This is a genomic window from Mucilaginibacter sp. P5_A4 (genome assembly GCF_056400605.1).
This window is the reverse complement of sequence record NZ_JBFUKX010000039.1, coordinates 52,766-61,523: the sequence shown is the minus strand read 5'-3', so window position 1 is coordinate 61,523 and position 8,758 is coordinate 52,766. Positions and strand designations below refer to the sequence as shown.

Below are 8,758 nucleotides of genomic sequence, written 5' to 3'. Positions count from 1 at the left end.
GCTAAAGGCTAAAGGCTAAAGGCTAAAGGCTAAAGGCTAAAGGCTAAAGGCTAAAGGCTAAAGGCTAAAGGCTAAAGGCTAAAGGCTAAAGGCTAAAGGCTAAAGGCTAAAGGCTAAAGGCTAAAGGCTAAAGGCTAAAGGCTAAAGGCTAAAAAAGCGATGGTTCCACCATCGCTTTTTTTATTTTTTCTAAGCACGCTTTCTGCTTTAAGCCTTCCGCTTCAAGCTTTCTACTCCGTAATCTGATAAGTATAAGCCAGTGTCTGCTCCATTTTGGAACGGACGCGTTTCAGGCTTTGTTCAATATCAGCTCTTTCTTCATTTACGGTTACTTCCATAAATGCTTTGTGGTAGTAGGATAAAGCCTTTGTCCATTGCTTGTTCTTTTCATAGAATAAGCCCAACAGGTCATAAATACCAGCGGTATCTATACCGGGGGTATTAAGGGCTTTGACAGATACCATGTTAACCAGTTTCTCCATGTTTAAAAAAACAAGCAGATCAAGGTAATCTGTATAATTATCAGGAAACGATGGTTCCAGCTCCATGCAGGTTTTAAAGTGATAGCCCGCGGTTTGGTAATCTTTAATTTCGTAATAATATATCATGCCCAACTGGTGATGTGCACGCGCGTATAAAGGATCGTTGCTGATAATCTCGTTCAGCAATTTAAGTCCTTTAGTGGTTTTTCCATATGAGAGCTTATCCACGGCCCGCAAATACTTTTCTTCGATAGTATAATAAGTGTCCATAAATTTTATAATGTGTTAAGTCTGCAAGCAATGCAGCGCTTAGTTTTAATAAATAATGATGTAATAAATTCTGTCCTTGTAAAATGTTATTTCGGCTAAACGGGACTTGAGAAGAGTATTATTGATGCAAAACCCTTCTGTTGTGCTCCCTGGGACCACATTATTTTTTGGCAGAATGAATTTTTAAACAGCATCATTTATTTTTTTACAAATTTACAATTAATGTTGGAGATTGCAAAATGCTCCAATTATACAGATTGTTGCAGTACAGTTATAAGCCAAAAAAATCTCTTCGCCATTTTTTAACCAAACCAATCAAAAAGATCATTTTGCTTTAGCGCAACCTTTTGTTTTCCATCTAAATCATTAATAATCAACCCCTCGCTCATTTGTATTATTCGTGTACCAAAGTTATAGGCATCTTTTAAATTATGGGTGATTAGGATTGCGGTAAGTTTAAAATCAGCAATCAGTTTATCAGCCGTCCGCATCACTACCTCCGCCGATCGCGGGTCGAGCGCGGCAGTGGGTTCATCCAGCAGCAAAACCTTGCAACTATCCATTACGCTCATCAAAAGCGTTAGAGCCTGGCGCTGCCCGCCGGAGAGTGTCCCCATTGATTGCTCAACCTTATTCTCCAGCCCCATACCCAATGTGGCAATCTTGTTCTTTACTTCCCGCTTAAAATTGTCATTAATACCTATAGAAAGTCCTTTTTGTTTGGTGCGGATAGCTGCCAGACGGAAATTATCCAAAATACTCAGATCGGATGCTGTGCCGCTCATGGGATTCTGAAACACACGGGCTATCCACCGGCTGCGTTTATAGTCAGCAAGCCTGGTTACATCATTATCATCAATGATGATAGTCCCCTTATCTGGTATAACACTGCCTGCAACCAAATTTAACAGCGTTGTCTTACCCGATCCGTTTGCACCCACGATTACCAAAAACTCTTCCTTTTTAATATCCAGGCTGATGCCATTAACCGCGTTTACCTGGTTTGCCTTGCCTTTATTAAAAACCTTATGTACATCGTTAATAACTATCATGAGGCTTTATTGAATGATAAACGGGGCAAACTAACTATCAGCAATACAAAAGCGGCGGTAACCAGTTTAAGTAGGTTTGGATCAACCCCGATAGCCAATGTAAAGGCCAGCACCAGTTGAAATATTACCGCGCCGGTAAGCACTAAAATCAAACTCATCCAAACTTTGGTAATGTGGAACCAGTTGATCAATGTTTCACCAATAATCACCGAACCTAACCCTACGATCACTATGCCAATACCCATACTGATATCGGCGAAGCCCTGGAACTGCACTATCAGGTAACCGCTAAGTGCCGTTAGCGCATTGGCAAGCGCCAGGCCGGTTATTTTCATCCTATCCGTATTAACACCTAAGGCCCGGATCATGGATTCGCTGTTGCCGGTTGCCCGCATGGCTATACCAAAATCTGTTTTTAGCAGGTAGCCGATAAGGAAAGTAAAAACCACAACAAAAACAGAAATAATGATCAATGTATTCTGATTGGGGTCGGTTACCAGGTGCAAGCTATTGAACAATGATGGCAAATTACTCACCGGCAGATTTGATCTGCCTAAAACAATCAGGTTAACAGAGTAAAGCCCTGTCATCACCAGGATGCCAGCCAGCAGGGCATTTATTTTAAGTTTGGTATGGATAAGCCCGGTTAAGGCACCTGCCAAAGCCCCGGCAACAATAACCACGGGCAAAATAACCCAGGTAGACTGATGATGGGTAAGCATAATACCAGTAACCGATCCACCCAGCGTATAACTGCCATCTGTAGTAATATCGGGAATATTGAAGATCTTCATGGAGATATAGATCCCCAGCGCGATAGCCGAATAGCACAATCCCTGTAATAAGGCGGTGAGGTAAAAATCCATATTTTAAAGCTGAAAGCCTAATGCATAAAGCCGAAAGCCAAAGTATCTAAAAATCGATATTGTTTATATATTATCTGTGATTTATTTAACGGCCTCAAAATTCGGGGGAATGGTAATATTGTACTTTTTGGCGGCGGCAGGATTATAAACCCGCTTCCTCACCTTTACCATTTCCCACTTTAAACCATCTGTTTTATGCGTTTTTAAATATTGCGCCGCCTGCACACCTGCCTGGTACCCCCATTGGTAAATATCGGCGCCGAAAGCGGCAACCGCACCACGCTGCACCAAACCGGCCTCGCTGGTAAATATGGGTACATTTTTTTCGTTACAACTTTTCAATATAGTCTCGAACGATGCAAACACTGTATTATCCGGGTTGGCGAAAAAAGCATCTATGTTTTTACCTAACAGACTTTGCGTAACCAGTTGCGCATCGGCAGATGTATTTACCGGCAGGGCTACAATGGTAACGTTTTGTCTGGCAGCCAATGATTTAATGCGGTTAAGGGCATCTGCCGATTGTGGTTCGGCCTGGTTATAAATCATCCCAACCACAAGCTTTGCTCCTTTTGGTTTCAGTAGTTTAGGGATGATAGAAAATGAGGTATCAATATAGTTGAGCTCCTCCAAAGCGCCAAACAGATTGGCCGGGGCCTTACCTGTAGCGTCCAGCACTTTCATCCGGTCGGGCACGGGCGAAACCATGGCAAACACCGGGATAGTTTTTGTGTTTTGCAGCGCAGATACAGTAGACAACGTGGTACTGGTGGCCAAAAGATCAACCTTTTCGGATATAAAATAATTCACAATTTGTGTAAGCGTTGGGATATTGCCCTGCGCGTTGCGATATTCTATTTGTACTGTTTTCTTTCCTTCACTAAGGCCGTTCTTTTTTAAGGCATCGGTAAAGCCGGTACGGGCCTGGGATATGGTGGCATCCTCAAAAGCATCAATAAAACCAACAACAGGTACATCAACAGCCCTGGGCTTTGGCTTGCACGATATCATTAAAACCAATAAAAACGCGGCGGGTAGATATTTGAAAAACTTCATGGTACTAAGTTATATATTTGTGAGAGAAGGTAAAAGTTTTCTTAAAGCCTCATAGCATGTGATAAAATTTCCCGAAACCTGCAAGGTAAATGACGTTTTAAAAGGTTTGTCATCCTGAACGCAGTGAAGGATCTATTCGCAGACTTTACAGGGCGGAGAAGCATAGCGAATAATAGATCCTTCACTGCGTTCAGGATGACAAAGATTTTTTTTAAAAAAATGTTATTGATAAGTACATGTTAAAGAAGCCCTGGGGTGAGTCTATTTAACCTGCTCTAACAACTCCTCCACCAGCCCTGCCTGCGCGGCGTTAATCTTAACCTTAGCTTCCCCCACACTAAACCACTCGCCCCTATCAATTTCTGCAAATGCCTGGGTTTTACCCGACTTTGGCGGCCATTCCATTTCAAAAAGGTTGCTTTTGATGCTGTGCTGATCGATATCGCCCGCAACTGCCCATGCGTGTACTATTTTGCCGCTTCTTAGTTTGATGGAATTTAGGGCGATGAAATCACCATCTATGTGCTGGCCTGTTTCCTCAAAAAATTCGCGCCTGGCGGCTTCCAGCGGATCTTCTCCATCTTCATACTCTCCCTTGGGGATAGACCAGGCGCCATCATCCTTATTTTTCCAGAACGGGCCACCGGGATGTACCAGGAAAACCTGCAGCACATCGTTCAGTTTACGGTAAAGCAGCACCCCGGCACTTTGTTTGGGCATATTTTTTTTTATATTTTTCAATAATTAGCTTTCGGCTTTTTGCCTTAAGCTTTACGCTTTTTTATTATACAAGCGTAACGTAATATTGTTATTTTTATATCGAACCAAATCCTTTAAAATAATTCAAAACATGGCAGACGAGAGATGGAGTAAATTTATAGTTACTGCGGACTTTGATACAGATGTACGCAGTATTTACGAGGCCTGGGCCACTCCTGCCGGCCTGGAAAGCTGGTTTTTACGCAGGGCTGATTTTTACGCTATTGCCGGCCGCCAGCGCGATCCCGAAGAGTTTATAAAAAAGGAAGATACCTACTCCTGGTATTGGCATGGCTTTGATGATACAACGGTTGAGAATGGCCAGGTGCTGGAGAATAATGGTTCGGACCTGCTTAAATTTACCTTTACGGGTGGTAGTATAGTTACCGTTGATATTCAAAATAAATATGGGCTTACCATTGTTGAGTTAACCCAGGAAAACATCCCCGAAGAAAACGACCTGTCAAAAAGCCTGTACGTGCAGTGCCAGATAGGCTGGACATTTTACCTGGCCAACCTTAAATCGATAATCGAGAACGGCAAAGACCTCCGCAACAAACGCAAGGATGTGGCCAGCAATTTCAAATAAATTCATTTTAGGCTGACATATTAAACCCACAATATTTTTAGCTTTGAAGCCAATCAAAAAGTACCCCCTTTAGGGGGCGGAGGGGCTTATGTTTACAGGTATTATAGAAACATTAGGAAAAATAACCGATTTGCAACAGGACCAGGGTAATTTACATATCACGGTTGAATCGGTAATTGCGCACGAGCTGAAGATCGATCAGTCGGTTGCTCATAACGGGGTATGCTTAACGGTAATTGCTGTTTCTGATGGCCTGCACGTGGTTACAGCAATTGATGAAACTTTGACCAAAACCAACCTCGCCCACCTTAAAGTTGGCGAACCGGTGAACCTGGAACGCTGCATGCAAATGAATGCCCGGCTTGATGGTCATATTGTACAAGGCCATGTGGATCAAACCGCTGTATGCACCGCTTTTAAAGAGCACGATGGCAGCTGGGAATACACATTTGAATACGATGCAGCCAGCGGTAATGTCACTGTCGAAAAGGGATCTATTTGCGTAAACGGTATCAGTTTAACAGTGGTAAACTCCAGGGCCAACGGTTTTTCGGTGGCCATTATACCTTATACTTTTGAGCATACCAACCTGCACAATGTGCGTGAAGGATCGGTAGTTAATCTTGAATTTGATATTATTGGCAAATACGTTGCCCGGTTAATGAACCGCTAACGCGAAAGCTCAGTAGCCCTTGCCTGTGCATAAACTACGTACTTTTGCTGCTTTGCCGGTACCTTGCAGCCCATGAATTTTTTATAATACTTTACAGCAAGCTTCTTGTTTTTAAGCGACCCATCATACATGGTTGCCAGCAGGTAGTAAATAATAGGTTTTTCTTCAAACTGCAGGGCTTTCTGGTAAGCTGCTATCGCGGCTTTGTATTTTTTCTTTATATCATAACTATCGGCCATCTCGGCATAATAATCACTGATATTGGGTGAAATGCCCGCCTCAATGGCTTTACCCAGGTTTTCAATGGCCAATGGCTGGTCCTTCAACGCTTTGTAGGCCAGCGCGGCTATGTAATAGCTTGTTTCTGATTGGTTGGCCTCCGGAATCCCGGCAAAGGTTTCTACACTACAGGCATACTCCTTTAAATTATAATAGGCAGATTCCAGTTTGGTTAACACATAACCCGATTGCGCGCCTAACGCAATCAGTTTTAAACAGGTGGCCTTTTCTTCGGCGTATTTATTTTCTGCCGAAGTAAGTTTAAGCAGGCTTTGCAATAAAACAATATTATCAGGATCCTGGGCAATAGCAGCGTTCAGCACCTTATCGGCCAACTCTATCTTTTTTAGGCTTATGTACATATCGCTCAGGTCTGATGCCACATCCGCTTCCGCGGGGTTTATCCTGTTTGCCTTTTGCAGGTAAGTCACCATCGCTATAAAGTCGCCTTTATCCATGGCTATTTTGCCTAATTGCTTAAATACTAAAAAATTGGTGGTATCCTTTTCACTCAATATCTTATAATACATTTCGGCCTTTACATTATTCCCCCTGCGCAGGTTGATTGAGCCCAGGTTATATAAAACCGCATTGTTTGTTGAATCAATATTATACATCCGTTGGTAATAGCCTTCCGCATCGGGCAGCTTACCTGCCATTTGCGATGTATAGGCCAGCTTGCTCAATACCTTTATATTGGTTACCGGTTCGGGATATGTTTTTTTGAGCAGATCAGCAGCCTCGGCAAAGCGCTGGTTCTGGTAGTAATCAAGCAGCAAAGCATCGTTTGCGGGGCCTGCTTGCTGGGCAACAGCAGTTTTTACCAGGCATATCAAAAAGGAGACAATTAATATATTTCTCATACCAACTAATGTATTAGTTATTTAAAACTAAATTATTAGTTATAAATGAAATATCCAAACGCTAAACAATTTTTATTATTTGGAGTTAACTAAATATAATTAAAATTAAAAAACACAACACTATGGATAAGTTAAAGAAATTCGGACTGATGGAGAAAATTGTCCATGAATTAGAGGATTTGAAGAACAGTCAACAGGCCATTATCACCAAGCTTGCCAAGATTGAGGTTGACAATATAGAGTTAGGCGATAAGCGGCTGGAAAAAGACCTTCCCGACATGCACCAGCGCGTAGCCGATAACCTGGATACTATTGCCAGCATCCTGCAGGATTTTGCTACCCAGACAGACACCTTTAGCGACGCGAACAATATTGCCGCATTAAAGGAACAGGAAGCAATGGGTAAATTGTAAAACAACTTCTTTAAATTCAAAACCGTCATTGCGAGGTACGAAGCAATCCCCGACTTACAGAGCCGAACTGCATAGTTTGGGATTGCTTCGTACCTCGCAATGACGTGTTTGTAAGTCTCTGATTTTCAGTGCTATTTTTTTTAATACAATCTATGTCATTGCGAGGTACGAAGCAATCGCATGCTATACAGGGTGGACCTACACAGTTCGCGATTGCCGCGCTGCGCTCGCAATGATATGGGTGTTGTGAGGACCTAAACCCAACACGTCATCCCTATTTTTTCCAAGCTTACCCTGGTGGATACTCGCAATAACGCGGTTGTTGTTGGGTTCTAAAACCAAAACGTCATTACTGTTTTTCCAGAATTTTTCTGATGGTTACTCGACGATTGCAAGAGTTTTATCTTGTCTTGGATTCTTAACGCTAACTTCCTGACTCCCCCTACTGATACTGTATATAAATCGGGCTCGGCTTTAGGGCTAACACTTCCGTCGGAGTAAGCATCCTATGCGGTACATTTTTGATATCGTTTTTATAAAACAACTTAAATCCTGTAAACTGTACCGGTTCGCCCGCTACATAGTATTTGTAGGTACCTTTTTTTAACTCGGGGCCACCCCAACCGTCCATATCCATTACAAACTGTACATCGTTGCGTAATTTTATATCCTTGTAATTGGTAACCATGCGTTTGGTAAAGCGGTGTACCACAAATATTTTAGGAGGAAGGTTATATTTTTTAACAAGCGAACTTAAGTATCCCGATACATAATTGATATCATCAGCATCAAAAGTACCAATACGTTTGCCGGGAACGCTCCCCTCTTTCATCGAAAATTCAGGGTCGATGCCGAAATGGACATTGGGCATTTTAAGATATTTTTCTAACAGCGGCAACTCGGTTTGTACGGTGCTAAACCCAACCTGGATATCTAAAAACACTAAAGCATTCATGCTTTTTGCCATATCTATCACTTTGTCTATCTGGCTAAAAGGCATCCTTAGGTTATGCAGGCCATTCCTGCCGGCATCGGCCTGTGCGGTTACACAAATGTAGTGCAAGGCTGGTATTACAGGGGTAAGAGTATCGGCTTTTTCCCAGTTTTTACATTCGGCTTTTAATTTAGCCATCATCACCTTTGGCTCAAACTCGCCCAACACACCCATATTTTTAGAATACATATTGCCGTAAAATGCCACAATACGGTTGAAAGGCAAAATAGCACCCGGCAGCGGCACAGGCACCTTTTTTACCGGCCATTTACCGGTTTTATCGCCATTGGCCAAATACTTCATCAGCGAATCGTACCGCATGGTATCAATTGTAGCAACGGTTTTCACCGTAGTGTCCTTTTTGCCTTTGCCGGTAATATTTGCAGCGTAAACTTTATTGAATGATCCTGATAACGCAGCCGTAACTGCTAAAAATGTAAATACTGCTTTAATGCTTCTCAT

10 protein-coding genes are annotated in these 8,758 nt (G+C 42.4%); 3 read left to right on the top strand and 7 right to left on the bottom strand.

The annotated features are described in order from the left end of the window. Positions 1–230: 230 nt before the first annotated feature. The 5 genes from AC1DQW_RS20265 to AC1DQW_RS20245 form a co-directional block, all read right to left on the bottom strand. Entirely contained in the window at positions 231–752 is a 522-nt protein-coding gene (locus tag AC1DQW_RS20265) for a tetratricopeptide repeat protein (RefSeq protein ID WP_477455734.1), read from the bottom strand. A gap of 302 nt (positions 753–1,054) precedes the next feature. Further along, on the bottom strand, positions 1,055–1,804 hold the full coding sequence (locus AC1DQW_RS20260) for an ABC transporter ATP-binding protein (protein WP_477455733.1): 750 nt from the start codon (positions 1,802–1,804) through the stop codon (positions 1,055–1,057). Continuing rightward, a complete protein-coding gene (locus AC1DQW_RS20255; protein ID WP_477455732.1) occupies positions 1,801–2,670 on the bottom strand; it encodes an ABC transporter permease in 870 nt (289 codons plus the stop codon). The genes AC1DQW_RS20260 and AC1DQW_RS20255 overlap by 4 nt, the downstream gene beginning before the upstream one ends. An 81-nt stretch (positions 2,671–2,751) precedes the next feature. Beyond that, complete coding sequence (locus AC1DQW_RS20250) at positions 2,752–3,726, bottom strand: ABC transporter substrate-binding protein (protein WP_477455731.1); 975 nt, start codon at positions 3,724–3,726, stop codon at positions 2,752–2,754. A gap of 261 nt (positions 3,727–3,987) precedes the next feature. Then, positions 3,988–4,446: an NUDIX hydrolase gene (locus AC1DQW_RS20245; RefSeq protein WP_477455730.1), complete on the bottom strand. Its 459-nt coding sequence runs from the start codon at positions 4,444–4,446 to the stop codon at positions 3,988–3,990. 130 nt (positions 4,447–4,576) lie between these two features. On the opposite strand from AC1DQW_RS20245, the gene AC1DQW_RS20240 reads away from it, so the two are divergent. Then, positions 4,577–5,074: an SRPBCC family protein gene (locus tag AC1DQW_RS20240; RefSeq protein ID WP_477455729.1), complete on the top strand. Its 498-nt coding sequence runs from the start codon at positions 4,577–4,579 to the stop codon at positions 5,072–5,074. A gap of 88 nt (positions 5,075–5,162) precedes the next feature. Then, positions 5,163–5,747, top strand: a complete 585-nt coding sequence (locus AC1DQW_RS20235; protein WP_477455728.1) for a riboflavin synthase — start codon at positions 5,163–5,165, stop codon at positions 5,745–5,747. On the opposite strand, the gene AC1DQW_RS20230 is transcribed toward AC1DQW_RS20235, so the two are convergent. After that, complete coding sequence (locus AC1DQW_RS20230; protein ID WP_477455727.1) at positions 5,744–6,889, bottom strand: tetratricopeptide repeat protein; 1,146 nt, start codon at positions 6,887–6,889, stop codon at positions 5,744–5,746. The genes AC1DQW_RS20235 and AC1DQW_RS20230 overlap by 4 nt on opposite strands. A gap of 122 nt (positions 6,890–7,011) precedes the next feature. Here AC1DQW_RS20230 and AC1DQW_RS20225 point away from each other — a divergent pair, with 122 nt between their 5' ends. Further along, on the top strand, positions 7,012–7,302 hold the full coding sequence (locus AC1DQW_RS20225; protein ID WP_477404211.1) for a hypothetical protein: 291 nt from the start codon (positions 7,012–7,014) through the stop codon (positions 7,300–7,302). Between the two features lie 442 nt (positions 7,303–7,744). Here the strand turns inward: AC1DQW_RS20225 and AC1DQW_RS20220 are convergent, their stop codons facing one another. Further along, on the bottom strand, positions 7,745–8,758 hold the full coding sequence (locus tag AC1DQW_RS20220) for a hypothetical protein (RefSeq protein ID WP_477455726.1): 1,014 nt from the start codon (positions 8,756–8,758) through the stop codon (positions 7,745–7,747).